This window comes from Microbacterium sp. OR21, from assembly GCF_047306785.1.
Classification (GTDB): Bacteria; Actinomycetota; Actinomycetes; order Actinomycetales; family Microbacteriaceae; genus Microbacterium; species Microbacterium esteraromaticum_E.
On record NZ_JAZEXJ010000002.1, the window covers coordinates 200818 to 227660 of the forward strand.

The window sequence follows — 26843 nt, forward strand, 5'->3', positions numbered from 1 at the left end:
CGAAGGATGAGCGGCGCGGTCAGGCACCCCAGCGCAGGCCCGGGGTGACGACAGGGGCATCCCACAGCCGCAGGATCTCGTCGTCGGCCTTCAGCACCGTGACCGAGCAGCCGGCCATGTCGAGCGAGGTGATGTAGTTGCCGACGAGGTTGCGCACGATCCGCACGCCCGCTTTCTCGAGCAGCGCGGCGACCTCGGCGTACATCAGATACAGCTCGATCTGCGGCGTCGCTCCCATGCCGTTGAGCATGACGATCGCGGGGCCGGCGAAATCGAGGTCGGCGACGATCGGCTCGACGAGCTGCCGAGCGATGTCGGCTGCCGGGGCGAGCGGCTCGCGGTGCCGGCCGGGCTCGCCGTGGATGCCGATGCCGATCTCCATCTGGTCGGCCGGCAGGTCGAAGGTGGGCTTGCCCGCGGCGGGCACCGTGCAGCTCGTCAGAGCCATGCCCATCGAGCGACCCTGGCCGTTGACCTTCTGCGCGAGCGCGACGACGGCTGCGAGGTCCTGCCCCTCTTCGGCCGCGGCGCCGACGATCTTCTCCAGCAGCACGGTCAGGCCGACACCGCGACGCCCGGCGGTGTAGAGCGAGTCCTGCACGGCGACATCGTCGTCGACGACCACGGTGCCGACCTCGATGCCGTCCATCTCGGCGAGCTCTGCCGCCATCTCGAAGTTCAGCACGTCGCCGGTGTAGTTCTTCACGATGTGCAGCACGCCGGCGCCGCGGTCGACCGCCTTGGTCGCGGCCTGCACGCGGTCGGGCGTCGGCGAGGTGAACACCTCACCGGCCACCGCGGCATCGAGCATCCCGACGCCGACATAGCCGCCGTGCAGCGGCTCGTGGCCCGACCCGCCGCCCGAGACGACGGCGACCTTGCCCTGCTCCTTCGGCGTCGCGCGGGTGATCACGTGCGTCTCGAGGTCGACCGACAGCTCGGGATGCGCGGCGGCCACTCCTCGCAGCGATTCGACGAGCACGTCCTCGGGCTTGTTGATGAGCTTCTTCATGCTGCGATCTCCTTCGATCCTCGGGGCTGGTCCTGGGCGGGAAAATCCTCCGTCACCGTCGAATCTGCTCGGCCCCTCTGCCGTTGTCAAGATCGATCCTGACGCCCCGGCCTGCCTGGCCGCAGGGCGCCGCGGTTGCCATCGGCTCCGCGATCTGGAATCGTATTCCTGAACGATCGGTCTGTAATGGATCCGGCCTGCGATCGAGAGGATGACGATGTCCGACGCCTATCTCGTCGACGGCGCGCGCACGCCGGTCGGCCGGTACGGCGGCGCCCTGGCCAGTGTTCGGCCCGACGATCTCGCCGCACTCGTCGTCGGCGAGGTGGTCGCCCGCGCGGGGGTGCCGACGGATGCCATCGACGAGGTCATCCTCGGGGCGGCGAACCAGGCCGGTGAGGACAACCGCAACGTCGCCCGGATGGCCGTGCTGCTGGCCGGCCTGCCCGACACGGTTCCCGGTCTCACCGTCAACCGCCTGTGTGCATCGGGGATGACGGCGATCGCCCTGGCGTCGCAGGCGATCCGTGCCGGGGATGCCGATGTGATGGTCGCGGGCGGGGCCGAGTCGATGACCCGTGCGCCGTGGGTGCAGGCCAAGCCGCAGCGCGCGTGGGGCAAGCCGGGCGACAGCTACGACACCTCGATCGGGTGGCGCTTCCCGAACCCCCGCCTGCTGGCGCGCGAGAAGGCGACGTACTCGATGCCCGAGACGGCGGAGGAGGTCGCGCACATCGATGGGATCAGCCGAGCGGACGCCGACGCCTTCGCCCTGCGCAGCCACGAACGCGCGCTGGCTGCGATCGACGCCGGCCGCCTCGCCGCCGAGATCGTCGCGGTCGACACCGGCCGCGGCATGGTCGACACCGACGAGGGCCCTCGCCGCGAGACGTCATTGGAGGCGCTGGCCGCACTGCGGCCGGTCGTCGCGGGCGGCGAGGTGGTCACCGCCGGCAACGCCAGCTCGCTCAACGACGGCGCCTCCGCGATCGTCGTCGCGGGAGCGGATGCCGTCGCCCGGCACGGACTGCGGCCGCGGGCGCGCATCCTGGCATCCGCCACCGCCGCACTGGCGCCGGAGATCATGGGTCTCGGCCCGGTTCCCGCCACTGAGAAGGCGCTGCAGAAGGCGGGCCTCACGGTGGCGGACATCGGCGCGGTCGAGCTGAACGAGGCGTTCGCCTCGCAGTCGCTGGCGTGCATCCGACGCCTCGGTCTCGATCCCGAGATCGTCAACGCCGACGGCGGGGCGATCGCGCTGGGGCATCCGCTCGGATCCAGCGGCTCCCGCCTGCTCGTCACGCTGCTCGGGCGCATGGAGCGCGAGGGCGCGCGGTATGGCCTGGCGACGATGTGCGTGGGCGTCGGGCAGGGCACGGCGATGATCGTGGAGCGGGTCGATGGCTGAGGCGCTGCGGATCGAGACGAGCGACGACCGGATGCTGGTGGTGCTCGATCGTCCGGCCGTGCGCAACGCCATCGACCAGGTCATGGTCGACGAGCTGCATGCGGTGTGCGCCGAGCTCGAGAGCGCGCCGCGGGTGCTCATCATCGCCGGCGCCGGCGGCGTCTTCGCCTCGGGTGCCGACATCCGCCAGCTGCGCGACCGCACCGCCGACGACGCGCGGCGCGGGATCAACTCGACCGTCTTCCGTCGCATCCGCGAGCTGCCGATGCCGGTGATCGCGGCCGTCGACGGCTACGCCCTGGGTGGCGGCGCCGAGCTCGCCTACGCCGCGGACATCCGCATCGGCACACCGCGGGTGCGCATCGGCAACCCCGAGACGGGGCTCGGCATCATCGCCGCCGCGGGCGCCACCTGGCGCCTTCCCGAGATCATCGGGCACGCCCGAGCGAGCGAGCTGCTGCTCACCGGCAGGATCATCGACGCCGACGAGGCCCTCGCGTGGGGGCTGCTGTCGTCGCTGCACGAGCCGGGCGACCTGCTCGCCGCAGCGAACGCGATCGCCGACCGCATCTGCGCGAACGGCGCCAGGGCCACCGAGCTCACCAAGCGCGCGCTCCTGGCGCCCGTCGACCAGCATCCGGCCATCGAGCTCGAGCTGCAGGCCGAGCTGTTCGACAGCGACGAGAAGCACCGGCGCATGACGGCGTTCCTCGAGCGCCGCGCGACACGTGCCGAGAAGGAGAGCCGATGAGCGTTCCCGGAACCGTGGGCGTGCTGGGCGGCGGGCGCATGGGCGCCGGCATCGCACACGCCTTCCTGCTGGCCGGCGCGCGGGTGCGGCTGGTCGAGCGCGACGAGCGCTCCGCCGACGCCGCGCGGACGCGCGTGCTGGCGAGCATCGAGAACTCCGTGCGCCGTGGCGACCTCGTCGAGCCGCGCCCGGTGATCGAGTCGTTCGCCGTGCACACCGACCCCGTCACCTTCGCGGGCGTCGACCTGGTCATCGAGGCCGTACCCGAGGATCGCACCCTGAAAGCCGAGGCGCTGGCGCACATCGAGCAGATCGTCGCGCACGACGCCGTGCTCGCCACGAACACGTCGTCGATCTCGATCGACGAGCTCGCCGCCTCCCTCGAGCGGCCCGAGCGGTTCCTCGGGCTGCACTTCTTCAATCCCGTGCCGGCATCGAAGCTCGTGGAGCTCGTCGTCGGGTCACGCACCGAGCGCTCCGTCGTCGACGCCGCGCGCGAATGGGTCGCCACCCTGCGCAAAACGCCGGTGGTGATCCGCGACTCCCCCGGTTTCGCGTCGAGCCGCCTCGGCGTGCTGCTGGGCTTGGAGGCGATCCGGATGCTCGAGGAGGGCGTCGGCGACGCCGCAGACATCGACGCGGCCATGGAGCTCGGGTATCGGCATCCGATGGGGCCGCTGCGCACGACCGACGTCGTCGGGCTCGACGTGCGCCTCGGCATCGCCGAGGAGCTCGCGCGAGAGCTCGGGCCGCGGTTCGAGCCGCCGCGGCTGCTGCGGCAGATGGTGGATGCCGGAAAGCTGGGCCGCAAGAGCGGCGAGGGGTTCTACGTGTGGAACGAGGAGAGATGACCGATTTCCTGCCGAGCTACGTCCAAGGCGCGTGGTGGACTCCCGCCGCCGATGCGAAGGGAACCGAGGTGCGCGACGCGTCGACCGGCGAGGTCGTCACGCGGGTCTCGACCGAGGGCCTCGATCTCGCCGGCGCACTCGACTACGCGCGCACGACGGGTCATTCTTCGCTCGCGGGATTGACCTTCCATCAGCGCGCCGTGCTGCTGAAGCAGTTCGCGCTCGCGCTGACCGGGCGCAAAGACGAGCTGTACGCCCTGTCGGCCCGCACGGGCGCGACGAAGGGCGACTCGTGGGTCGACATCGACGGCGGCATCGGGGTGCTCTTCTCGTACTCGGGCAAGGGCCGGCGCGAGCTGCCGAACAGCCGCGTGCATGTCGACGGTCCGGTGGAGCCGCTGTCGAAGGACGGCAGCTTTCTCGGCCGTCACGTGTACACGACCCTGCCGGGGGTCGCGGTGCAGATCAACGCGTTCAACTTCCCGGTGTGGGGGTCGCTCGAGAAGTTCGCCCCCGCCTTCCTGGCCGGCATGCCGACGGTGGTGAAGCCGGCCACGCCGACCGGGTACCTCGCCGAGGCGATGGTGCGCATCCTGGTCGAGTCGGGGCTGCTGCCCGAGGGATCGCTGCAGCTGGTCAGCGGCAGCGTGCCGGACCTGTTCGATCATCTGCGACTCGGCGATCTGGTGGGGTTCACCGGCAGCGCCTCGACCGCGGAGTCGCTGCGGCGGCACGAGGCCGTGCAGACCGGCGGGGTGCGCTTCACCGCCGAAACCGACTCGATCAACGCCTCGGTGCTCGGCACGGACGCCGTGGCAGGCACGCCGGAGTTCGACGCGTACGTGCGTCAGCTCGTTGTCGAGATGACCACCAAGGCGGGTCAGAAGTGCACCGCGATCCGCCGCGCGATCGTTCCGGCGTCGCTTGCGGACGATGTGGTCGACGCCGTGCGCACGCGCATCGCCGACAAGACGGTGCTCGGCGATCCGCGCGCCGAGGGCGTGACGATGGGTCCGCTGGCGTCGATGGCGCAGCGTGACGAGGTGCTGCGTCAGGTGCAGAGGCTGCAGGATGCCGGGGGCCGGGTCGTCGTCGGCACAACCGATGTCCCGGCCGTGCGGCATTCCGACGGGTCGACGGGGCCCGCGCCGGACGGCGCCTTCGTGGCGCCGCTGCTGCTGCGTTTCGACGATGCGAGCGCCGAGGCGGTGCACGACGTCGAGGCGTTCGGGCCCGTCTCGTCGCTGCTCACGTATTCCACCACGGCCGAGGCCGCGGATCTGGTCGCCCGCGGTGGCGGGTCGCTCGTCACGAGCATCGCGACGCACGACCCCGCGCAGGCGGTCGAGCTGGCGACGCGCATCGCGCCGTTCAACGGCCGGATGCTGCTGCTCGACCGCGACGATGCGCGGTCATCGACCGGGCACGGCTCTCCCCTGCCCGGCCTCGTGCACGGCGGCCCCGGTCGCGCCGGCGGCGGAGAGGAGCTCGGCGGCATCCGCGCCGTGCTGCACCACATGCAGCGCACGGCGGTGCAGGGGTCGCCCGAGATGCTCACCGCGCTGACCGGCGTATGGCACGCGGGTGCGGCGACGAGTGCCGGCGACCGGCATCCGTTCCGCAAGTCGCTGGCCGAGCTGCGCATCGGCGACCAGGTGGTGTCGGATGCCCGTGAGGTGACGCTCGACGACATCGAGACCTTCGCGCACTTAACCGGTGACACGTTCTACGCCCACATGGACGAGGACTCTGCGGCGGCCAACCCGTTCTTCCCGGGTCGAGTGGCGCACGGCTATCTGCTCGTGTCGTGGGCTGCCGGGCTGTTCGTCGACCCCGAGCCGGGGCCGGTGCTGGCCAACTACGGGCTCGAGAACCTGCGCTTCATCACTCCGGTGTCGCCCGGCGACAGCATCCGGGTCGCGCTGACGGCCAAGCAGATCACCCCGCGTGAGACCGACGAGTACGGCGAGGTGCGCTGGGATGCGGTGATCCGCAACCAGGACGACGAGATCGTCGCGACCTACGACGTGCTGACCCTGGTCAGCAAGCAGCCGGCGGCGGAGGTCGTGTCGGTGTGAGGGAGATGATGCGGCGCGATGCGGCGTCGGCGATGCTCGGCATGGTGGTCGAGGTCGACGAGCCGGGCCGCGCCGTCGTCTCGATGCTCGTGCGCGACGACATGCTCAACGGCTTCGCGATCACCCACGGCGGGATGGTGTTCGCGCTCGCCGACACGGCGTTCGCGATCGCCTGCAACGAAGACGAGCGGGTGACCGTCGCCGCCGGCGCCGACATCGTGTTCCTGAAGTCGACGACCGCTGGTCAGACGCTGCGGGCGGACGCTGTGCGGCGCACGGTCAGCGGCCGCACCGGCCTGTACGACGTGACCGTGCGCGATGAGACGGATGACGTGGTGGCGGAATTCCGCGGACGCTCGACGACGACGAGCCGCGTCGTCGGCTGACGGCTGCCGTGCCGTGGCCGTGTTCGATCGAGGTCTTCGCGCGTGCTGCCGAAAACGCTGCGCGACGGGTTTTGGTCGATTCGGTTTCGGCAGGGGGTTACGGTGGGTCGAGGCGTGGCGTGTCGCGCCTCTGCCGAGGGAGGTCGTCGACCCGGCCGAAAACGATCGTTTACGGCAGGGGGCAGTCAGCCTGTTTGACGTTGTTGCGCCGGTCTCAGAGCCCGAATGCTCCTCCGCTGATCAGGATGAATACACCGAGCCCGATGAGGACGAGGGGGAACAGGACGTGTTCCCAACGTTCCAAGATCTCGGCGATCGGACGTCGCGTGGCGATGAACTTGGCCACGATGACGAGCACAGCAACGAGCGCGAGGAACACGACGCAGTATGCGACCACCGCCGCGGGTCCGACGTTGAGGAAAACGGGGACGTAGACGCCGATGTTGTCACCGCCGTTAGCGAAGGTGACCCCAGCTACGGCCCAGACAGCAACCTTCTTGCCTTCGATCTTCGCCTCATCGTCGTCATCGTCGTGCCGGCGGCGCCATGCTTGCCAAGCTGCCCATAGTCCTAACGCCAGCGGGATGAGGCCGAAGTATGGAATGACCTCGGGCGGAAGGAAGGCTCCGGCGCCGAGGGAAACGAGTACGGCAGCGCCGAGAATGCCGACGAATCCCAGGTACTGACCCGCCAGGATTCGAGTTGTCGTGCCGCGTTGCCCCGCGCCGCGGGCGAAGAATAGGGACAACACGATGATGTCGTCGATGTTCGTGGCTAGGAACAGACCGATCGCTTGGAGGACAGAGAGAATCATGTGTTCGCTTTCCGGAGATAGAGCAACAAGCCAAGTCCCACGCCGACGCCGAGGATGACGTCGGCAAGGTTGCCGATGAAGAGGTTGCCGTAGGCCAGGAAGTCGGTGACGTGACCGCGACCGAATCCGGGCGGAGCGAGCAAGCGGTCCAGCAGGTTGCCAACCGCGCCTCCCCACAGGAGTCCGATCGCGATCGCCCACCCAGCCGTTCGGGCGCGCGTCGCGGCGATGAGCAGCGCGATGGATGCGGCAGCGGCCAAGACGGTCAGGAGCCAGGTCGCGTCGGCGCCGAGAGACATCACGGTGCCAGGGTTGAACGCGAGCTGCAGCCCGAGCCAGTCTCCGAGGATGGGGACTCGGTCGGCCTCGCTGAGCCGTGCAAGGGCGAGTGCCTTCGTGCCTTGGTCGACCCAGACGGCGACCGCTGCGACACCTACTGCGAGTAGGAACCGCAGCAATCGGCTTCGCGCGGACGCTCGGTCGGGCGAACTCGTCGCGTCCCCACGAGTGGCTCTGCCGAGAGTGATTCCGTCATCGGGCCGGGTCATGCCTTTCTCCGTCGCGCCGCTCGGAGCCCGTTGAGGATAACGACAACCTCTGCGACCTCGTGAACAAGGACGACGGCTGCCAGACCTAGGTATCCGGTAATCGCCAAGGGCAACAGCACCGCGATGATCGCGATGGACAGCACAACGTTCTGATTGATGATGTTGCGGCCACGGCGTGCGTGTTCCAGTGCCTGCGGGATAAGGCGCAGGTCATGTCCAGTGAACGCAACATCGGCCGACTCGATCGCGGCATCCGCGCCCTTCGCTCCCATCGCGATTCCCAAGTCCGCGGAAGCCAGCGCGGGGGCGTCGTTGATGCCGTCCCCGATCATGGCCGTGGGTTGCGACTTCGACAGTGCTGCGACAGCGGCAGCTTTATCCTCGGGGCGTAGCTCGGCGCGCACATCGCTGATCCCGGCCTGTGCGGCCAGAGCTGCGGCGGTGCGAGCGTTGTCGCCGGTGAGCATTGTCACCGCGATTCCACGTCGGGTGAGGGTTGCGATGACATCGGGAACTTCAGGGCGCAGCTCATCACGCACTCCTACCGCGCCAACAGGCTGGTCGTTGCGGTGCACGATAACCACAGTCATCCCCTCGGATTCCATTGCCTGCACCTCGCCGTCCAGCGAACCGGCGTCCAGCCAGCGCGGGCTACCCACCGCGATACGGGCACCGTCGAGCGTGCCAGAGATGCCGTGTCCGGCAGTCTCACTGACGGCCTCCGCGGTTCGGGCCTCGGAAACGGCGGTGGTGATCGCAGCAGCCAGGGGGTGCGTACTGTGACCCTCCAAGCTCGCCGCCCACGCGAGCGCATCGTCCTCGGTCGTCCCCGCGACGGTGACGACGCGGGCCACGGTCGGCTCATTGCGGGTCAGGGTGCCGGTCTTGTCGACAGCGAGATGGCGGATCCCACCAAACCTCTCGAACGCGGCCCCGGACTTCACCACCACACCAAACTTCGATGCTGCACCGATCGCGGCTACGACGGTGAGCGGAACAGCGATCGCCAGGGCGCACGGGGACGCGGCGACCAGCACGACCAAGGCGCGGGTGATCCACAGCTCAGGATCGCCAGTCAGGAGCGAACCGAGCACACCGACCAGAACCGCGAGGATCATCACTCCGGGAACGAGAGGACGGGCGATCCGGTCAGCCAGTCGCGCCCGGTCGCCCTTCTCAGCTTGCGCCTGCTCGACCAGCTCGACGATCGTCGTCAGCGAGTTGTCGGTGCCAGCAGCGGTCGCCTCGATTTCGAGAACGCCTGTGGTGTTGATCGACCCGGCAGAGACTTCGTTGCCGGGATCGACGTCGACCGGGATCGACTCGCCCGTGATCGCTGAGGTATCCAGGCTGCTCCGCCCAGTCCGCACAATCCCGTCTGTAGCTACCCGTTCACCCGGGCGCACCACGAGCACGTCTCCCACGCGCAGATCCTTCGCCTCCACTTCGGACGTCGCGTCGCCTCTCTTGACGAGTGCGGTTTCGGGTACGAGCTTCAACAACGCCCGCAAGCCCGCGCGTGCACGGTCCATGGCCCTGTCCTCCAGCGCTTCCGCGATGGAGTACAGGAACGCCAACGCCGCGGCTTCCTCGACGTAGCCGAGGATGACTGCACCGGTAGCGCTGATCGTCATCAACAGTCCGATCCCGAGCTTTCGCTTCGCGAACAGCTTGCGCAGCGCACCCGGAACGAAAGTCGACGCACCCAACAACAGAGCCACCCAGAACAGCACCAGGCCCGCGGCCTCTGCGCCGGTCCACTCGCACACCAGGCCGGCGCCGAACACCACGCCGGAGAAAATCGGGATAAGAACGCCCGGGCTCCGGTACCACGGCCGGTCATCGTCATCATCGTCGTCGAGGTCGACATGCTCGACGTGCGAACCCGTGACCGAGCTCACGCCCGCAACTCCCCCGCCACGCATCCTTCGACCCCACAGTCCGGGTCCATGCACGGCACACTCTCATCGACCGCGAGCGTCACGTCAACCAGCGCCGTCAAGGCGCGGGCAAGGTGTGGGTCTGCGACCTCGTAGCGAGTCTGCCGCCCCTCGGGCTCAGCCACCACGATCCCGCACCCGCGCAAACACGTCAGGTGATTCGAGACGTTGGAACGAGACAGCCCCAGCTCCCGAGACAACACCGCCGGGTAGCTCGGTCCGTCAAGAAGGGTCAGCAGGATGCGCGAACGAGTAGGGTCAGCCATCGCCCGCCCGAGCCGGTTCATCACGTCAAGTCGATCTGAAATAGTCAGCATACTATGACTATACATTGTGCGATGTACAGTTTACCGCCGTCTTCATGCATCCTCAAACGGCTTCCACCGGTTCGAGACGCTCGCCTGGGCGGGCATCACTTCCGGCATCGTCGACGCCTGGCCGGCGGCGCCAAAGACGACCCGGGTATCGAGGCTGCCTTTCGGGAATAGACCGGCACCCGTTGAGTTGGATACCCCTAGGGGGTATCTTGTGAGCATGAACGGTTACACCGACAACAAGGCGGATCTGCGTAAGCGATTGAGTCGGGTTGAGGGTCAGGTGCGGGGTATCTCTCGGATGGTCGATGAGGACAAGTACTGCATCGACATCCTGACGCAGGTCGCTGCGGCCACGAAGGCGCTTGAAACTGTGGCGTTGTCGCTTCTCAGCGACCATCTGAGTCATTGCGTCGCCCAGGCAAGCGCTGAGGGTGGCGAGGTTGCCGCGGAGAAGGTCCGCGAAGCAAACGATGCCATCGCTCGCCTGGTCCGTTCATAACCACTCGTCAAACTACTTGGGAGGAACTCACCATGACTGACCGCATCGAACTTGGACTGAAGGACGCGAACGCTGGTTGCGCGTGCTGCGCCGCTCCATCGAACACCGAAGCATCCACTCCTGTCACGACCCCGGTCTCGGAGGATGTCCTGGTCACCGGGATGACGTGCTCACACTGTGTGTCGAGCGTCAGTGAGGAACTGAGCGCCCTGGACGGTGTCGCGTCCGTCACCGTCGACCTGAACACTGGCGGCCCGTCCCGAGTGACGATCCACAGCGCATCCCCTGTCGATCCCGCTGCCGTGAGGGCTGCGGTCGAAGAGGCCGGCTACAGCCTCGCGACCGGTCACGCCTGACCCACTATCCGTCCGCGCCCGGGTCATCCCCGGGCGCATCCGAGCAAGGGTTTCCGATGAGCCAGCACGACGAACACACCCATCACACTGGACACGAGAATCACGGCGGTGCGCCGACAGCGCAGCATGACCACGCGGCGATGAGCCACGATCACGGCGCTCCTCAAGAACACGCCGGTCACAGCGGTCACGAGGGCCACGCCCGCCACGCCGGCCACGGCGATCACGTGGGCCAGTTCCGGCGATTGTTCTGGATCATGCTGATCCTCGCGGTCCCTGTTGTCGGGTTCTCGATGATGTTCTCGATGCTGCTCGGGTACCCGCTGCCGGAGGCCGCGTGGATCGGGTGGGTATCCCCGGTTCTCGGGACGGTCATGTACGTGTGGGGTGGTGCCCCGTTCCTCACCGGCGCGGTGAGCGAGCTGCGTGCCCGTAAGCCCGGCATGATGCTGCTGATCGCCCTGGCGATCACTGTGGCGTTCCTCGCATCCTGGGGTGCGAGCCTCGGGCTGCTGCATCACGAGCTGGACTTCTGGTGGGAGCTGGCGCTGCTAATCGTGATCATGCTGCTCGGTCACTGGATAGAAATGCGTTCGCTCGCACAGACGACCTCAGCGTTGGATTCCCTGGCTGCGTTGCTGCCCGACGAGGCGGAGAAGATCGAGGGAGATACGACCGTGACGGTCGCCCCGTCTGATCTGCAGGTGGGTGACATCGTGGTGGTGCGCCCGGGTGGGCGGGTGCCCGCGGACGGGAGGATCGTGCAGGGCTCGGCCAGCATGGACGAGTCGATGATCACCGGCGAATCGCGCCCGGTACGTCGCAGCGACGGCGACCAAGTCATCGCCGGCACCGTCGCCACCGATTCCGGGGTCCGGGTCGAGATCACCGCAATCGGTGAAGACACTGCTCTCGCCGGGATCCAGAAACTGGTGACCGAGGCGCAGAACTCATCCTCACGAGCGCAGCGACTCGCAGACAAGGCGGCAGGGTGGCTGTTCTGGTTCGCACTCGGCGCTGCCGCCATCACCGCGATCGTCTGGACGGTCGTCGGCCTGCCCGACGCCGCAGTGATCCGCACGATCACCGTGCTGGTAATCGCCTGCCCGCACGCTCTGGGCCTGGCGATTCCGCTCGTCGTGTCGATCGCGACCGAGAGGGCCGCGCGTGGAGGCGTTCTGATCAAGGATCGTCTCGCGCTGGAGAGCATGCGCACCGTCGATACCGTCCTGTTCGACAAGACCGGCACGCTCACCAAGGGCACTCCCGCTGTGACCGCGATCGACCCCGTCTCCGGAACCGACCCTGATCAGTTGCTGGCGTGGGCGGCGGCCGCGGAAGCAGACTCCGAGCACCCGCTCGCTCGCGCGATCGTGAACGCGGCGAAGGAGAAGACTCTCACGGTCTATTCCTCCTCCGACTTCGAATCTTCCCCGGCGGTTGGGGTGCGTGCACGTGTCGATCGACGCATCGTGCAGGTCGGTGGCCCGTACATGCTCGAGCAGGAGCACGCCTCCGAGCTGCCGGTCGCCGACGAATGGCGCGATGAGGGGGCGATCATCCTCCACGTGCTCGTCGACGGCCAGGTCGCCGGAGCGCTGCGTTTGGCGGATGAGATCCGCTCGGAGTCGCGTCACGCCGTCGACGCCCTCCATGAGCGCGGCGTGCAGGTGGTCATGATCACCGGTGACGCCGACGCGGTTGCCGCCTCGGTCGCGAGCGAACTCAGCATCGACCGCTACTTCGCCGGGGTCCGACCGGAGGACAAGGCCTCGAAGGTGAAAGAGCTTCAGGGCGAAGGCCGCAAGGTCGCGATGGTTGGAGACGGTGTCAACGATGCCCCCGCGCTCGCGCAGGCCGACGTCGGTATCGCCATCGGCGCGGGAACGGATGTCGCGATCGCGTCCGCGGGCGTCATTCTCGCCAGCGACGACCCCCGTTCGGTGCTGTCGGTGATCGAGCTGTCGCGGGCCAGCTACCGGAAGATGAAACAGAACCTCTGGTGGGCCGCCGGCTACAACCTGCTCTCCGTCCCCCTCGCGGCCGGCGTGCTCGCCCCGATCGGGTTCGTGTTGCCCATGTCAGTGGGTGCGCTGCTGATGTCTCTGTCGACCATCGTGGTCGCCCTCAATGCACAGCTGCTGCGCCGACTGGATCTGCGCCCGGACGCGGTGACGGGCACGTAGCCGGGAATCAGAGGCGCATAGTCTGCGGTGTTAGCATCCTGAGCAGAGTGGAGGGTCCCCGCATGCATGTCGCGTTTCGCAGCGCACGCCCGCAGCTGTCGCTGCGCGCGCTGTTGATGCTCGGCGCGGCCACGCTCATGGTCATCGTCGGGCTGCTGGCCATGCACACCTTCACCGCCGAACCAGCCGGGCACGGATCGCCCGGGCTCACCCACTCAACATCCGCAGCCGGCGATGAGCACGCCCCTGACGTGATGGGCACCGCCTGCGATGGGCCCTGTCACGTAAGCACCGGGCCCGACCAGGGCCACAACGACATGCTGACGGCCTGCGTGCTCGCGCTACTCGCCGGCCTCCTGCTGCTGCTTCCTCCGACGCTGATCCACGGTCGCGGCCTGCCCCTTCACCAAGCGATGAGCCTGGTGAGATGGGGTGCGACCGGTGTTTTTCCGCGGGCTCCCTCGCTCACGTTCCTTTCGATAAGTCGCACCTGAGTAGTCGCCGCCGACCCGAGCGGTCGGTTTCGTGGCGCCGCCTGGCGCCGTTATTTGCGAACCCTCATACGACTTATCGAAGGAACAATCATGAACAAGAAGATCGCCCTCGCTGTCAGCACCGGCATTCTGACACTCGCGCTGGCGCTCAGCGGCTGCGCGGACAGCGGCACCGCGCCGTCCAGCGAGACCACCTCCCCGTCGCAGTCGTCGTCGACCTCACAGGCGACTGAGGCGGATGAGATGTTCGTCACGATGATGATCCCGCATCACCAGCAGGCCATCGAGATGGCCGACATCCTGCTCGCCAAGGACGGGGCAGACCCACGCGTGGTCGAGCTCGCCGAACAGATCAAAGCAGCGCAGGGTCCCGAAATCGACAAGATGCTCGGATGGCTCGAAGACTGGGGCGTGGACTACGACCCTGACTCCATGGGCGGCATGGACCATGGGTCAATGGGCGGTGACGACAGCATGATGTCCGAAGAAGACATGACCCTGCTGGAGAACGCAGACGCCGCCGAGGCCAGCCGTCTGTTCCTCGAACAGATGATCGTGCACCACGAAGGTGCCGTCGACATGGCGCAAACTGCCCTTGACGACGCGCAGAGCCCGGACGTCCTCGACCTCGCCCAGCAAGTGATCGACGATCAGACCGCAGAGATCGCCACAATGCAGGAACTCCTGGAACAGCTCTAGGACCCGACTCGGGCGGGCCCTGAAACGTTCGGCCCGCCCTCACCGGCCACCTCTTTGCCACGCCCTCGACATCCATCACATGTCGGTGCGCTCCTGCCGCGCGCCGCGAAGCCAGGCCGTCCCGCGGCCGCCACCGGAAGCCATCATGAAACGCTCACTCCTTCTCGCCACTGCCACGGTGACCGCCCTCGCCGTCATCGCCACCGGCTGCACCGCAACACCGCTCGGAAACCCCGACTCGGCACCCCGCATCGACCACATCCACGGCATCGCCGAAGACCCACGTGGCGATGACCTGCTCATCGCCACGCACAACGGCATCTTCACCCTCGACCCCGGCGGGAAGATCTCCGGCCCGATCGGCGGACACGATTTCGACGCCATGGGATTCACCGCCTGGAAAGACACGCTGTTCGCGTCCGGACACCCCGGGGAAGACACCCCGCCTGAACTGGGAGCCCCGAACCTCGGCATCATCCGCAGCGACGACTACGGGAACTCCTGGTCCCCGATCGCCCTCAACGGGACCACCGACTTCCACGTCCTGACCGCAGGACCCGACGGCGTCCTGTACGGCATCCCTTCCAGTCAGGTGAACCTACTCACCAGCACCGACGAGGGAAGCACCTGGACAGAGCGTGCACCCCTCGGCGCCGCTGATCTCGCCGCCACCGAATCCGGCGTGTACGCCGCCGCCGAAGAAGGCCTCCTCCTCAGCACCGACGGCGGCAACACCTTCACGCCCGTCGATGCGGCCCCTGTCCTGTACGCCCTGGAGGCGCGCACGGACGGCACCCTTCTTGGTGCTGGTACGGACGGCGTCCTGTGGTCACAGGACGAAAGCGGTGCCTGGCAGCAGCTGGAATCGCTGCGCGGCGCCGTGCAAGCCCTCTCCGTCATCGACGAGCGCATCATCCTCGTCGATGACCGCGGCATCGTCGAGATCTCCACAAACGGCACGACCGTCCTCAGCCCCGCCCAATAGGGGGGCGGATACCGACAAAGCCCCGCGCTCCAAGACTTCTCATGAACAAGCCCAAGAACCCATTGCGGAATCTCACGTTCTTCATCACAGCCGCGACGATCGCCGTCGCCCTCCTCGCCATCGCCAGTTTCCTCACGATCGGAGCGATCTTCCAATGACCCGCGCCGGAACCCACCCGCTCGATCCTGTGCGAACGCATCGACGCCTCGTTCGCCTCGGGTACGTGCTCCTGGCCACGGGCCCGGTCCTCGCACTCGCGCACTTGCTGAGCGACACGCAATCGACCGATGCCGCCTGGTGGACCTACACAGTCGCCAGCTACGACATCGCGCTGATCATCGTCATGGCGGCCGTGGCATTGATCCTGCGGGATCCCCCGCCTGGGGGAACGGATCAGCGAGACACTGCGCCCTGAGCGTTGAGGCCGCATCACGGCTGGGGTTACCATGCCCTCCCGGGGTATTCAACGGGGTGCCGCAGGCGACACCGTGATCGTAGTTTGAGAGTTCCAGGACGACGAGAGGATTCGATCATGACTGTCGTGGCAGAAATGCTCCGCTCCTATCCGAAGGACCTCGGACAGGTCGACCAGAAGGCGCTCGTGGACTGTATCGAGGCCTGCATGGACTGCGCCCAATCGTGCACCGCATGCGCGGATGCGTGCCTGAGCGAGGAGATGGTCTCAGAGCTCACGAAGTGCATCCGCACGAACCTGGACTGCGCCGACCTCTGCGACACCACCGCGCGCATCCTGTCCCGACACACCGGCTACGACACCAACCTCGCCCGGGCAGCCCTGGAAGCGTGCCGCACCGCGTGCGCGAGCTGCGCCGACGAGTGCGAGAAGCACACCATGCACGAACACTGCACCGTGTGTGCCGCGGCCTGCTGGCGATGCGAAGACGCGTGCGCCACACTCCTCGCAACCCTCTGAACCGGACGCTCGTCAACCGCGCGACGCGCAACCTATCCAGACGAACAGGTGAATCACATGTCACAGGACGCCCATGAAGGAAGCGAACGACAGGCAAAGGACAAGAAGCACGGCTCGCTGAAGATGTACCTGCGTTTCGCGGCGATGATCCTCACCGGCATGGTCGTGATGTACTGGACGATGTTCGCCGGAGTGTGGGAATGGGGACACATCCGCTTCAGCGAGAGCCGCGTATTCATGGCCCTCACCATGGGCGGCGCCATGGGCCTCGTCATGCTCGCCTGGATGCTGAACATGTACAAGAACACCAAAGCGAACATCGCCGTCGTCATCGTCAGCGTCCTCCTGCTCGGAGGCGGCGTCGCGCTCGACCGTAGCCAGATCACCGTCGACGACACCGCATACATGCGGGCCATGATTCCCCACCACTCCCTTGCGATCACCAGATCTGAACGAGCGCAGATTCAGGACATCCGGGTCTGCGAGCTCGCCGTCGGAATCAGCGAAGCTCAGCGGCGAGAGATCCTAGAAATGGACTGGCTGATCGACGATATTGAACGCAACGGACTCGCCACGACACCCGAGGACGCGCAGAACCGGCCCGTTCCCGACTTCGACCGGGCTGCCGACCGTGAATGCGCCGACGACGAGTAGCGATGCCCGGGCGCGGCCCAGATGTCTGCGACGAGATAGTCACCAAGGTCCGCTGAAAGTCCCCACCGAATGAGTTTCGGAGAGTCATTGCGGCAGCTCGCCGTGAGACTCTAACCGAATCAGTCAGAAATGATGGGTTGCGCGACACCTGCCGTCGCCGTTCGCGAACGGACTGCGTGTGTCTCCGCGAGATCAGCCGGAAACCCTTGCCGTTTGGTGGTTATGACGAACGTTTGTGGCAGGCCTTCCGAGCCTTAGTTCTGGACCCCTGCCGAAAACGATCGTTTTCGGCAGGGGTCGACCACCAACCGATCAAGTGCGGCAGTACTGGCATCGCGGCGGCGGCGACGTCCGCTGTCCGGTCGCGCTTGACGGCTACTCCAGCGACGCGAGCGACGTCATCGCAGCTGTCTCCAGTGTCGCGATCTGTCGGATAGTGTCTGCTGCTTCGCCAAGGAGGTCTGCGCGTCCTGTGGTGCCGGCGCGCTCAATCGTCTCCGACGCTCGGGTCCAGTGCTGGGCTGATTCTGCGAACCGGGCCGCGTTCTGGCCGATGAGCTTCGCGTGGGATGCGCGAGTGACTAGTTCCTTGCTCTCGGTCAAGAAGTCTCGGTAGAGGTTGCGGAACAGCGCCCCACCGGTGCCCGCTCGTTCCATCAGCATCGCGATGACTGCAAGATCGCGGGACGGGTCATCCAGCCGCTCGAACCACGACGGGATCCGCTCGGCTGTGGTGACGATACCGCGGTTGCCGAGATTTGCAATCGGGGGTGCGAGGAACTCCTTTGCACAGGCGACGATTGCAGGAACGATTGCCTGGCGAATCCGGTTAGGTCGCCGAGCGTCGGCCGGCACGTTGACGATGAAGGCGCGATGGTGTGCGGACATCGGGCCTCGTGCCGCTCGTGCCCGGGCCAGGCTCTCCAAGCTGGTCGTAACCGCCCCTCCCTGCTGGGCGGTGTCGACGAGATACGCCCTGTCGTGGTCGTAGCCGTACATAGCGACGATGTGGCCGGCGAAGTGAACCCGCGATCCGAAGTACTCCAGGTCATGGCTGTCGAGTTGGAGGCCGACGGGTGTTCCGTCGCGAAGCGTCTCGCGGAGCTGGTCCCACGCTTTTCGCCGCGATGTGGTCTCATCCACGCGAAGATCGATTCCCAGGCGGGAGGTCAGGTTCTGCGAGAGCACGAACGGTTTGACCCGGCCGCCGAGGAACGGCAGGTTCTGCTGCCGGGAATCCCAGTAGATGAAGGACAGCCCGGAGCCCAGGCCGAAGAGCATCGGCTCTGAGAGTTGGAGCCCGCCGTGCGTGAGAAGGACCCTGAGGGCTGTGGTCTCGCAGTGCACCCCACCGGAGGTGTTCACTCCGGCAAGGATCATCGCGCCAGAAGTTCCCTCGCTAGCGCTCGAAGTGGACTCAGTCATTCGACACCCCTACTCTCGCGGCGAGCCACGACCTCTCGGCCTCGAGAAGGCTGAGCGAATACGAGAAGACTTCATGCGCAGCATGAGGGAGAGGGGCTTGTGCCTGTCTAGCAGCGAGAAGGGCGGCGATCCGTTCGCTGATCCAGATCATGCGTTGCCGCAGCGCATCGCGGTAGTCGTCTTCTGAGATCAGCTGCGCGTTGGCCAGCCCAGCCAGCATGGGATGCACGACGGTCTGCTGGTCCGCGATCGACGCGACAGCCGCTCTCGCTGCGGCGGACTGCCCGGCCGCGGTCGCGCGGAACACTCGTCTCTTCTTGGCGCCGGATTGGTCGCCAGGAGATTCGATGAGCCCGCGATCTTCAAGCTTCGCGAGCACGTAGTAGATCGACGAGAATCCGATCTCGGCCCAACGCCGGATCCCTCGTCGTTCGATCACCTGCTCGAGGTCGTAGCCGTGCCTCGGCTGCTCGATCACGAGACCGAGCACGGTCAGCTCGGTAGAGGTCAGCTTCATGCTCGTTATCCTAGTACTAGGATGGTTGGAGCGTTGGACATAAGTGTTGTCACTGCAGTGGGGCCTGCGGCGGACTCATCTCCCGAGAGATCGCGTTCGAGGCTCATCTCCAAAATCTGTAGCTTTCTGAGACGTACCGTTCGGCGGTCATTCAGCGACCAGTGGGGCCGTGTTCTCGGAACGGCGCCTGTCTCGAAAAGACGTCTTGCCGTGTTTCGTCTCAGGAGGGGGCGCAGAGGGTCTTTCCGAGTCAGAATGGGCTCGTGAGGCTTCTGGGGTGTGGGTGGCGACGTGCAGCGGAACGGCCGACTCGGCACCCGGCAGAGTCGCCCAGCCGGTGCCGGCGGCGAAGTCGGCAGCGTCGACATGCACGACCAGGGTCGGAGCCGCCCCGCCCAGCGAGGGCATCTCGCTGTGTCGAGCGGCGATGCCGAGGGCGGCGGCGAGCGCATCGTGCCGCTTCTGTGCTGCGGTGCGGGGATCGATCACGTTGCGCGGATCGGTGTTGAACGGATCGTCGGCGTCGTCGGTGTCGAGAGTGAACCGGACGCCGGTGTCGGGAGCGCCACCCACCTTCGGGTCGTTGTACGCGTCTTCGATGAGCTGCCACTGCGCGGCGACCTCGGGTGTGAGGTTTCCCCGCAGCGGGTGGACGCCGTCGCGCAGGCGACCTATGGTGATCGATCGGCGCGCCTGCGCCTGATGGTCGGTCGGTTCGGCGCCGTCGGGGTCGAGCGCGACCGCGAGAGCCGCCGCGAACGGCTTGAGGTCTTCTGCCGAGGCTCGTGGCGCCTGGCCGCGATCGTCGCCTTCCTCGCCGGGAAGCTCGTCGCCGCGCGCGAACGCCGCAAGGTTGGCGTCAGCCCACATCCGCTGCTCGATCGTGATGCGGTCGCGCCCGCGTTCCACCGGGGCGACGGCCGCGAGCAGTCCGGCGACTCCGACCGCACCGTCGAGCAGAGCCTCTCTCATGGCGGGCCAGCGGGCGGGCATCCGCTCTCCCGACACGAGACTCGTCTCGCGCTGCACGGCCTCCGCCGCCCGGATGATCCGCGCCGCGACGGACGCATCGACCAGAGCGGCACGGCGGAGCATCTCGTTCATGCCCCGGCAGCCGAACCGATGCCCGAACTCGGTGTCGGCGGTCGCCACCGTCTCGACGATGCCGGCATCCGCCAGCCGCGAGATCTCTCCGAACGCCGCGAGCGCCTCGGCACGCTCCGCGTCGGACAGCCCCGCGAGCGTGTCGCCCGACAGCAGATCACGCAGGTCGGCGGCGACCTGAGCGAGAGCATCGGCCGGGCTGTTCATACCTCCATTCTGAGGAGGGCCACCGACATTGAAGGGATCACTTTTCCCAGATCAGAAAACTTTTCGGAGACGTTTTCCGGATGTCCAGTAGGACCAAGTGAGACTTGCCTTCCAGCACGAGACAGTGCTCCGTGCGGGCCGTCTCGTGCTGGAACAGAAGTCTCGCGGATGGGGCGAACCACCGCGGGGTCAGCCGCGCAGCGCCAGCACGAACGGCAGCACCTCGCTCGCCCCCGCCCGGCGCAGCTCGCGGGCGGCGACCGTGAGGGTCCAGCGGCTGTCGGCCTGATCGTCGACGAGCAGCACCGGGCCGTCCGGTACCGTCAGCCCGTCAGCCGTGAAGCGCTCCCAGAGCCCGGCGAGGCGGAACACGCTGTTGCCGCCGGGTTCGCCGCTCGGCCCGCCGTTCGCGTAGCCGAGCGCGCCGATGTACGGCAGCCGGCCGATGTCGGCGATCCCGCGGGCGAGCGAGTCGACGAGCAGCGGCTTCGACCGCGACGGCATCGCGACGACGGCCACCGGACGCCGCTCCCAGCCCCACCCGGCGAGCACGCGGACGCAGGCGTCGAGCACCTGAGGGGTGATTTCGGCATCCGCAGCTCCCGCGGCGAACAGCTGCCGCAGCGTGCCTCCCCAGCCGAGGTCGGTGAGTCTCGCCAACGCGCGCCCCTCCCCCGCCTGCTCGTCGGCGGGAATGCGCCCCTTCACCGGAACGCCCACACGGTCGCCGCCGGTGGGCCACTGCCGGCGCGCTTCGATCGGCACGCCGACACGGTCGAGCGCTCCGGATGCCGCGGCCCCGGCATCCGACCCGATCTCGGTCGGGAACCACGGCCCGGCGCAGTTGTCGCAGCGACCGCACGGGGCCGCCGTGTGGTCATCGAGCGAGCGCTGCAGAAACTCCATGCGACAGCCGTCGGTCTGCTGGTAGTCGAGCATGTGCTGCTGCTCGGCGCGACGCTCGGCGGCGATGCGCTCGTACCGCTCGGCGTCGTACGTCCATGGCTCACCGGTGGCGATCCAGCCGCCCTGCACCCGGCGCACGGCGCCGTCGACGTCGAGCACCTTCAGCAGCAGCTCGAGCGGCGTGCGGCGGATGTCGACGATCGCCTCGAGCGCCGGTGTCGACAACGGTGCGTCGCCGAGCGCCGCGATCACCCGCTCGGCGCGCTCTCGATCGGGCATCGACGCGGTGGCGAAGTAGTGCCAGATGTCGCGATCCTCCACACCCGGCAGCAGCAGCACGTCGGCGCTGTCGCTGGCGCGACCGGCGCGACCGACCTGCTGGTAGTACGCGACCGGCGACGACGGAGCCCCGAGGTGCACGACGAACCCGAGGTCGGGCTTGTCGAACCCCATGCCGAGCGCGCTGGTCGCGACGAGCGCCTTCACCTCGTTGCGCTTGAGCATCCCCTCCGACTCCTCGCGCTCCTCGACATCGGTCTGGCCGGTGTATGCGCGCACCTCGTGCCCCTGCTCGCGCAGCAGCCGGGCGGTGTCGACGGCGGCCGCCACCGTGAGCGTGTAGATGATGCCCGAGCCGGGCATATCGTTCAGATGGCTGAGCAGCCAGGCCAGGCGCTGTGCCGAGCCGGTCAGCTGCAGCACGCCGAGGCGAAGGGATGCCCGGGCCAGCGGCCCCCGGATGGTCAGAACCCCGGCATCCGCGGGCGACGCGCCGCCAAGCTGCTCTGCCACGTCGGCGACCACCCGGCTGTTGGCCGTCGCCGTCGTCGCCAGCACGGGAACCCCTGCGGGCATCTCGGCGATCAGCTCACGCAGGCGCCGGTAGTCGGGGCGGAAGTCGTGCCCCCAGTCGCTGATGCAGTGCGCCTCGTCGACCACGAGCATGCCGATCCGGCGCACCAGCGCCGGCAGCTGGTTCTCGCGGAAGGCGGGGTTGTTCAGCCGCTCAGGCGAGACGAGCAGCACGTCGACCTCGTCGCGGTCGAGACGCGCGATCACGTCGGACCATTCGTGCGCGTTCGTCGAGTTGATCGCCACGGCGCGCACACCCGCCCGCTCGGCCGCCGCGATCTGATCGCGCATCAGCGCCAGCAGCGGCGAGACGAGCACCGTCGGGCCCGCCCCCTGGCGACGCAGCAGGAGAGTGGCGACGAAGTACACCGCCGACTTGCCCCAGCCGGTGCGCTGCACGACCAGCGCACGGCGGTGCTCGGCGACGAGCGCCTCGATGGCCTCGTACTGCCCGTCGTGGAACGTCGCGTCTGGGCGCCCGACCAGTTCGCGCAGCGCGGCGAGCGCGGCATCACGGATGTCGGTCGAGGTCGATGCAGCCATGCCGTCCACTCTGCCTCACGCCGCCGACACCACCGCATCCGCGTCCACACCACTGCATCCGCCGGCGACAGACCCCTGGGCATCCGCCCGTCGCCTACCGTAGAGGCATGATCAGCCGCGAACTGGCCGTCGCCCTGCGCGAGACGGGTCTGGTCTGGCATCCGGCCAGCGGCGATCGGTTCGCGCTCGACCTGCCCGACGAGATCGAACTCGAGGCCGAGGCGGACATCTTCACGGTCAGCGAGATGACGATCGAGGCGCGCGCGACCCCGTCGGGCACCGACCTCGCCTTCAACGGCACCACCGAGTGGGCGCTCGACGCAGTGCAGCTGTCGGAGGCGGTCTGGCTGCCCAGGGAGGATCAGCTGCGCGAGCTGCTGCGCGGCACCTTCCGGTCGCTGCAGCGTCTGCCCGACGCGTTCGTCGTCGAGATCGAGATCGCCGGAGAGCGGATGCGCTTCGAGCATCCGGAACCCGCCGAGGCCTACGGGCAGGCGCTGCTCACCCTGTTGCAGCGCGCTCGCTGACCCCGTCTTGCCCGCCCGACTCCTGCGTGCGAGAATTACCAAACGAACGGTCAGTAAACCGATGGAGTCGACGATGACCAGCCCCGCAGACCTCACGCTCGTGAACGACGCGCCCACCGACGACGAGCGCCGCTTCGACGAGCTGATCGAGAACGAGCAGCGCATCGAGCCGCGCGACTGGATGCCCGATGCGTATCGCAAGACCCTGGTCCGCCAGATCTCACAGCACGCGCACTCCGAGATCATCGGCATGCAGCCCGAGGGCAACTGGATCACCCGCGCGCCGAGCCTCAAGCGCAAGGCGATCCTGATGGCCAAGGTGCAGGACGAAGCCGGCCACGGGCTCTACCTCTACTCAGCCGCGCAGACCCTCGGTACCACCCGCGAGGAGATGATGCGTCAGCTGATCGACGGCAAGGCGAAGTACTCGTCGATCTTCAACTACCCCACCCCCACCTGGGCCGACATGGGAGCGATCGGCTGGCTCGTCGACGGCGCCGCCATCGTCAACCAGGTGCCTCTGTGCCGTGCCTCGTACGGCCCGTACGGCCGCGCGATGGTGCGCATCTGCAAGGAGGAGTCGTTCCACCAGCGGCAGGGCTTCGAGATCCTGCTCACACTGATGCAGGGCACCGACGAGCAGCGCGAGATGGCGCAGGACGCGGTGAACCGCTGGTACTGGCCGAGCCTGGCGATGTTCGGCCCGCCGGACGATCAGTCGCCCAACTCCGCGCAGTCGATGAAGTGGAAGATCAAGCGCTTCTCGAACGACGACCTGCGTCAGCGCTTCGTCGGGATGCTCGTGCCGCAGGCCGAGATCCTCGGTATCACCCTGCCCGACCCCGACCTGAGGTGGAATGACGAGACCCGGCAGTACGACATGGGCGAGATCGACTGGGACGAGTTCTTCGAGGTGCTGAAGGGCAACGGTCCATGCAACGCCGAGCGGCTCGAGCGCCGCCGCACCGCGCACGACGAGGGCGCGTGGGTGCGCGAGGCCGCCGCCGAGTACGCCCGCAAGCAGGCGCTGCGAACGGAGGTGGCGTCATGACCGAGCAGACCGCCTGGCCTCTCTGGGAGGTGTTCGTGCGGGCGAACCGCGGACTCAGCCACGTGCACGTCGGATCGCTCGTGGCCCCGGATGCCGAGATGGCCGTGCGCAACGCCCGCGACCTCTACACCCGCCGCGGCGAGGGAGTGTCGATCTGGGTGGTGCCGGCGGATGCCATCACCACCAGCGATCCGGATGCCAAGGATGCCTTCTTCGAGAGCTCGGAGGGGAAGAACTACCGGCATGCGGTCTACTACACGGCGTCGGAGGGGGTGCCGCACCTGTGAACATCCACGTCTCCGTCGAGCAGCGGCACCTGGCATCCGAGCTCTCCGGCGGCGAGAGCCGCGCCGGGTCGGCCGATGTCGCCGAATACGCCCTCTGGCTGGGTGACGATGCGCTGATCCTGTCGCAGCAGCTCGGCGCGTGGATCTCACGCGCCCCCGAGCTGGAGGAGGACGTGGCTCTGGGCAACATCGCCCTCGACCTGCTGGGGCACGCCCGCTCGCTGCTGCGCTACGCCGGCACATGGGACGACCGCAGCGAGGACGACCTGGCGTACTTCCGCGACGAGCCGGAGTTCCGCAGCTCGTGGCTCGTCGAGCAGCCCAACGGCGACTTCGCGCAGACGATCGCCCGCCAGCTGATCGCCTCGGCGTACATGTACGAGCTGTACGCGGCGCTGCGCGCCTCGACCGACGAGACCTTCGCCGCGATCGCCGCGAAGTCGCTGAAAGAGGTCGACTACCACCGCGACCACGCCGTGCAGTGGGTGCTGCGCCTGGCCGGCGGCACCGAGCTCTCACGCGAGAAGATGATCCGCGCGCTGACGGACGTGTGGCCGTACGTCGACGAGCTGTTCCGCGACGAGCCGCTGATCGACCGGCTCGAAGGGATCGCCGTGCGCCCGTCGACGCTGCGGATGGGCTTCGACGCCGTGATCGACACCGTCTTCGCCGAGGCCGAGCTGGCTCGGCCCGCGATCGCCGCCTCCCGCGCCGGCGGGCGGCGCGGGTCGCACGCGACGCCCTTCGGGCACCTGCTGGCAGAGATGCAGGTGCTCGCCAGGCGGCATCCGGGGGCGACATGGTGACCACCATGACCGACCGTGTTGCTCGCGCGCGTGAGATCGCTGCCGCGGTCGCCGATCCCGAGATCCCCGTCCTCACGATCGCCGATCTCGGGGTGCTACGCGACGTGCGCGTCGACGGCGAGCGCGTCGTCGTCGACATCACGCCCACCTACTCCGGATGCCCGGCGATGGATGCCATCCGCGACGACATCGTGCTCGCATTGACCGCCGCCGGCTTCGCCGACGTCGAGGTGCGCCTCGTGCTCTCCCCCGCCTGGACGACGGACTGGATGAGCGAGGACGGAAAGCGCAAGCTCGTGGAGTACGGCATCGCCCCGCCGTCAGGCAGCTCCGCCCACCGCCAGGGACCGATCCGGCTGGCGTTGGCTGTCAAGTGCCCCCGGTGCGGTTCGCTCGACACCCGAGAGGTGTCGCGCTTCGGCTCGACCTCATGCAAGGCACTGTTCGAGTGCCGTGCATGCCTCGAGCCCTTCGACCACTTCAAAGTCATCTGATGGAGGCGATCTGATGCCACTGTTCCGGATGCCCGCCACCGCCGCTCACGATGAGGGCGCCCCGCACATCGCCGGCGACCGCCATCGCGCCGGCTTCCACACGCTCACCGTCTCGAACGTGCGCCGGCTCACCGACGACGCCATCGAGGTGACCTTCGCCGTGCCCGCCGCGCTCGCAGACGAGTACGCGTACCTCCCCGGGCAGTACGTCGCGCTGCGGGTGCACCTCGACGGCGCCGAGGTGCGCCGCTCGTACTCGCTGTGCCGCCCGCCCGCACCGGTGCGCGACGGCGCCACCAGCCTCAGCATCGCGGTCAAGCGCGACGAGGGCGGCCTGTTCTCGACGTGGGCGCAGACCGAGCTGACCCCGGGTTTCCAGATCGACGTGATGAGCCCGCAGGGCACCTTCACGTCGGGACTCGAGGAGCTGGAGGGCACGCACGTGGTCGGCATCGCCGCCGGCTCCGGCATCACGCCGATGATGGCCCTCGCACGCACCCTGCTCACCGCCTCCGACACCACCCGCTTCACGCTGCTCTACACGAATAGATCGACCGGCGACGTGATGTTCCTCGAGGATCTCGCCGACCTGAAGGACCGCTATCCGACCCGGCTCGTGCTGCACCATGTGCTCTCCCGCGAGCAGCGCACCGCTCCGGTGCTGTCGGGGCGCATCGACGAGCAGCGGCTGCGCACCATCCTCGACTCGCTGATCCTCCCCGCGACCGTCGACGAGTGGTTCCTGTGCGGTCCGTTCGCGCTCGTCGACCTGTGCCGCGAGGTGCTCGCCGACCTCGGCGTGCCGCGCGAGCATGTGCGCTTCGAGCTGTTCACCACGGGCGATGCGCCCGTCGAGCGCGGACCGCGACGGGTCGAGGTGCGCGCCGGCGAGAAGGCGTACCGCATCGAGATCAACCTCGATGGGGTGTCATCGACCGTCGAGAGTCCGGTCGACGCGCACGAATCGGTGCTGAACGCGGCGCTGCGCGTGCGGCCGGATGCCCCGTTCGCCTGCTCCGGAGGAGTGTGCGGCACGTGCCGGGCTCGCGTGTTGGAGGGCAGCGTGACGATGACCGAGAACTACGCGCTCGAGCCCGATGAGCTCGAGCGCGGGTACGTGCTCACCTGCCAGTCGCACCCGACCAGCGACCGCCTCGTCGTCGACTACGACGTGTGACCCACCGCCGCGCCCGGCCGCTCGAGACAGGAGCC

General features: G+C 67.9%; 29 protein-coding genes. 20 read left to right on the top strand and 9 right to left on the bottom strand.

Annotation, left to right across the window (positions count from 1 at the left end; all coding sequences use genetic code 11):
* Positions 1-19: 19 nt before the first annotated feature.
* Entirely contained in the window at positions 20-1012 is a 993-nt protein-coding gene (gene dhaK / locus V2S04_RS05580; protein ID WP_413637457.1) for a dihydroxyacetone kinase subunit DhaK, read from the bottom strand.
* Between the two features lie 217 nt (positions 1013-1229).
* Here dhaK and V2S04_RS05585 point away from each other — a divergent pair, with 217 nt between their 5' ends.
* Genes V2S04_RS05585 through paaI form a run of 5 tightly spaced genes read left to right on the top strand, consistent with a single transcriptional unit; the run spans position 1230 to position 6486 of the window.
* Positions 1230-2420: a thiolase family protein gene (locus V2S04_RS05585; protein WP_413637458.1), complete on the top strand. Its 1191-nt coding sequence runs from the start codon at positions 1230-1232 to the stop codon at positions 2418-2420.
* Entirely contained in the window at positions 2413-3171 is a 759-nt protein-coding gene (locus V2S04_RS05590; protein ID WP_413637459.1) for an enoyl-CoA hydratase/isomerase family protein, read from the top strand. The genes V2S04_RS05585 and V2S04_RS05590 overlap by 8 nt, the downstream gene beginning before the upstream one ends.
* Positions 3168-4022, top strand: a complete 855-nt coding sequence (locus V2S04_RS05595; protein ID WP_099195655.1) for a 3-hydroxyacyl-CoA dehydrogenase family protein — start codon at positions 3168-3170, stop codon at positions 4020-4022. The genes V2S04_RS05590 and V2S04_RS05595 overlap by 4 nt, the downstream gene beginning before the upstream one ends.
* The gene (gene paaZ, locus V2S04_RS05600) at positions 4019-6100 is read left to right on the top strand and encodes a phenylacetic acid degradation bifunctional protein PaaZ (RefSeq protein WP_413637460.1); all 2082 of its coding nucleotides are present in this window, start codon (positions 4019-4021) and stop codon (positions 6098-6100) included. The genes V2S04_RS05595 and paaZ overlap by 4 nt, the downstream gene beginning before the upstream one ends.
* A 5-nt stretch (positions 6101-6105) precedes the next feature.
* Positions 6106-6486: a hydroxyphenylacetyl-CoA thioesterase PaaI gene (gene paaI / locus V2S04_RS05605; protein ID WP_413637461.1), complete on the top strand. Its 381-nt coding sequence runs from the start codon at positions 6106-6108 to the stop codon at positions 6484-6486.
* Between the two features lie 214 nt (positions 6487-6700).
* Here the strand turns inward: paaI and V2S04_RS05610 are convergent, their stop codons facing one another.
* From V2S04_RS05610 to cmtR, 4 genes are read right to left on the bottom strand one after another with little or no spacing between them, the layout of a single operon-like run.
* Positions 6701-7300 carry a cadmium resistance transporter gene (locus V2S04_RS05610; protein ID WP_053548203.1) on the bottom strand — a complete coding sequence of 200 codons (600 nt, stop codon included), beginning with the start codon at positions 7298-7300 and terminating at the stop codon, positions 6701-6703.
* Positions 7297-7848 carry a signal peptidase II gene (locus tag V2S04_RS05615; RefSeq protein WP_082334722.1) on the bottom strand — a complete coding sequence of 184 codons (552 nt, stop codon included), beginning with the start codon at positions 7846-7848 and terminating at the stop codon, positions 7297-7299. The genes V2S04_RS05610 and V2S04_RS05615 overlap by 4 nt, the downstream gene beginning before the upstream one ends.
* Complete coding sequence (locus tag V2S04_RS05620; RefSeq protein ID WP_413637463.1) at positions 7845-9749, bottom strand: heavy metal translocating P-type ATPase; 1905 nt, start codon at positions 9747-9749, stop codon at positions 7845-7847. The genes V2S04_RS05615 and V2S04_RS05620 overlap by 4 nt, the downstream gene beginning before the upstream one ends.
* Positions 9746-10105, bottom strand: coding sequence for a Cd(II)/Pb(II)-sensing metalloregulatory transcriptional regulator CmtR (gene cmtR, locus V2S04_RS05625; protein WP_053548253.1), 360 nt, complete (start codon positions 10103-10105; stop codon positions 9746-9748). Before cmtR ends, V2S04_RS05620 begins: the two co-directional genes overlap by 4 nt.
* A gap of 217 nt (positions 10106-10322) precedes the next feature.
* Between cmtR and V2S04_RS05630 the strand changes: the two genes are divergently transcribed.
* The 9 genes from V2S04_RS05630 (at position 10323) to V2S04_RS05670 (ending at position 16912) form a co-directional block, all read left to right on the top strand.
* A complete protein-coding gene (locus tag V2S04_RS05630) occupies positions 10323-10604 on the top strand; it encodes a metal-sensitive transcriptional regulator (protein ID WP_053548254.1) in 282 nt (93 codons plus the stop codon).
* 32 nt (positions 10605-10636) lie between these two features.
* On the top strand, positions 10637-10960 hold the full coding sequence (locus tag V2S04_RS05635) for a heavy-metal-associated domain-containing protein (protein ID WP_155048972.1): 324 nt from the start codon (positions 10637-10639) through the stop codon (positions 10958-10960).
* Positions 10961-11016: 56 nt separating this feature from the next.
* Positions 11017-13146: a heavy metal translocating P-type ATPase gene (locus tag V2S04_RS05640; protein WP_053548205.1), complete on the top strand. Its 2130-nt coding sequence runs from the start codon at positions 11017-11019 to the stop codon at positions 13144-13146.
* 62 nt (positions 13147-13208) lie between these two features.
* Positions 13209-13640: a DUF6153 family protein gene (locus V2S04_RS05645; protein ID WP_413637464.1), complete on the top strand. Its 432-nt coding sequence runs from the start codon at positions 13209-13211 to the stop codon at positions 13638-13640.
* Between the two features lie 90 nt (positions 13641-13730).
* A complete protein-coding gene (locus tag V2S04_RS05650; RefSeq protein WP_053548207.1) occupies positions 13731-14339 on the top strand; it encodes a DUF305 domain-containing protein in 609 nt (202 codons plus the stop codon).
* A 145-nt stretch (positions 14340-14484) separates the two neighbouring features.
* The gene (locus V2S04_RS05655) at positions 14485-15324 is read left to right on the top strand and encodes a F510_1955 family glycosylhydrolase (protein WP_053548208.1); all 840 of its coding nucleotides are present in this window, start codon (positions 14485-14487) and stop codon (positions 15322-15324) included.
* Between the two features lie 223 nt (positions 15325-15547).
* Positions 15548-15739: a hypothetical protein gene (locus V2S04_RS05660; protein WP_236967381.1), complete on the top strand. Its 192-nt coding sequence runs from the start codon at positions 15548-15550 to the stop codon at positions 15737-15739.
* A 117-nt stretch (positions 15740-15856) separates the two neighbouring features.
* Positions 15857-16258, top strand: coding sequence for a four-helix bundle copper-binding protein (locus V2S04_RS05665; protein WP_413637465.1), 402 nt, complete (start codon positions 15857-15859; stop codon positions 16256-16258).
* Between the two features lie 57 nt (positions 16259-16315).
* Positions 16316-16912: a DUF305 domain-containing protein gene (locus tag V2S04_RS05670; RefSeq protein WP_181417817.1), complete on the top strand. Its 597-nt coding sequence runs from the start codon at positions 16316-16318 to the stop codon at positions 16910-16912.
* A 375-nt stretch (positions 16913-17287) separates the two neighbouring features.
* On the opposite strand, the gene V2S04_RS05675 is transcribed toward V2S04_RS05670, so the two are convergent.
* The 4 genes from V2S04_RS05675 to V2S04_RS05690 all read right to left on the bottom strand — a co-directional run bounded on the left by V2S04_RS05675 (position 17288) and on the right by V2S04_RS05690 (position 22466).
* Positions 17288-18337, bottom strand: coding sequence for a BtrH N-terminal domain-containing protein (locus V2S04_RS05675; protein ID WP_413637466.1), 1050 nt, complete (start codon positions 18335-18337; stop codon positions 17288-17290).
* Positions 18330-18854 (bottom strand): PadR family transcriptional regulator, encoded by a 525-nt coding sequence (locus V2S04_RS05680; protein WP_413637467.1) that lies wholly within the window; start codon positions 18852-18854, stop codon positions 18330-18332. Before V2S04_RS05680 ends, V2S04_RS05675 begins: the two co-directional genes overlap by 8 nt.
* A gap of 147 nt (positions 18855-19001) precedes the next feature.
* Positions 19002-20165, bottom strand: coding sequence for a DUF222 domain-containing protein (locus tag V2S04_RS05685; protein WP_413637468.1), 1164 nt, complete (start codon positions 20163-20165; stop codon positions 19002-19004).
* Between the two features lie 189 nt (positions 20166-20354).
* The gene (locus V2S04_RS05690) at positions 20355-22466 is read right to left on the bottom strand and encodes a RecQ family ATP-dependent DNA helicase (protein ID WP_413637470.1); all 2112 of its coding nucleotides are present in this window, start codon (positions 22464-22466) and stop codon (positions 20355-20357) included.
* A gap of 107 nt (positions 22467-22573) precedes the next feature.
* Between V2S04_RS05690 and V2S04_RS05695 the strand changes: the two genes are divergently transcribed.
* The 6 genes from V2S04_RS05695 (at position 22574) to paaE (ending at position 26808) form a co-directional block, all read left to right on the top strand.
* The gene (locus V2S04_RS05695; RefSeq protein ID WP_413637471.1) at positions 22574-22993 is read left to right on the top strand and encodes a pilus assembly protein CpaE; all 420 of its coding nucleotides are present in this window, start codon (positions 22574-22576) and stop codon (positions 22991-22993) included.
* Positions 22994-23066: 73 nt separating this feature from the next.
* Positions 23067-24044: a 1,2-phenylacetyl-CoA epoxidase subunit PaaA gene (paaA, locus tag V2S04_RS05700; RefSeq protein WP_413637472.1), complete on the top strand. Its 978-nt coding sequence runs from the start codon at positions 23067-23069 to the stop codon at positions 24042-24044.
* Positions 24041-24331 carry a 1,2-phenylacetyl-CoA epoxidase subunit PaaB gene (gene paaB, locus V2S04_RS05705; RefSeq protein ID WP_099196344.1) on the top strand — a complete coding sequence of 97 codons (291 nt, stop codon included), beginning with the start codon at positions 24041-24043 and terminating at the stop codon, positions 24329-24331. The genes paaA and paaB overlap by 4 nt, the downstream gene beginning before the upstream one ends.
* Entirely contained in the window at positions 24328-25137 is an 810-nt protein-coding gene (gene paaC / locus V2S04_RS05710; protein WP_413637473.1) for a 1,2-phenylacetyl-CoA epoxidase subunit PaaC, read from the top strand. The genes paaB and paaC overlap by 4 nt, the downstream gene beginning before the upstream one ends.
* Before the next feature lie 5 nt (positions 25138-25142).
* Complete coding sequence (paaD, locus tag V2S04_RS05715) at positions 25143-25631, top strand: 1,2-phenylacetyl-CoA epoxidase subunit PaaD (protein ID WP_413637475.1); 489 nt, start codon at positions 25143-25145, stop codon at positions 25629-25631.
* A gap of 28 nt (positions 25632-25659) precedes the next feature.
* Positions 25660-26808: a 1,2-phenylacetyl-CoA epoxidase subunit PaaE gene (paaE, locus tag V2S04_RS05720; protein WP_413638107.1), complete on the top strand. Its 1149-nt coding sequence runs from the start codon at positions 25660-25662 to the stop codon at positions 26806-26808.
* Positions 26809-26843: the final 35 nt, after the last annotated feature.